Annotated in this window: 1 protein-coding gene; it reads right to left on the minus strand. The window is 62.8% G+C overall.

Annotated features, from left to right (window positions below):
* Nucleotides 1-277 (minus strand): transposase (locus ON19_RS30705; protein WP_174377749.1); only part of this gene is annotated, 277 nt, incomplete at both ends.

The following is a 277-nucleotide window of genomic DNA, read 5'->3' on the forward strand; positions in this document are numbered from 1 at the left end:
TCCGATGGATGATGCAGGTCTGGACCGTGGCCAGCGGCCACACGTTCCCCACCACATCCGGTAACCCTTTCAACCCGTCGCAGACCAGGAAGAACACGTCTTTGACCCCGCGGTTGCGGATATCGGTGAGCACGCTCATCCAGAACTTCGCGCCTTCACCACCGGTACCGGCCCACAATCCGAGGATGTCCTTCTCGCCGGTGACGATGACTCCGATCGCGGCGTAGATCGGCCGGTTGGCGACTTGGCCGTCGCGGACCTTGGCTCTGTCGCACTC

It is taken from the genome of Nocardia abscessus NBRC 100374 (genome assembly GCF_000308455.1).
Taxonomy (GTDB): Bacteria; Actinomycetota; Actinomycetes; order Mycobacteriales; family Mycobacteriaceae; genus Nocardia; species Nocardia abscessus.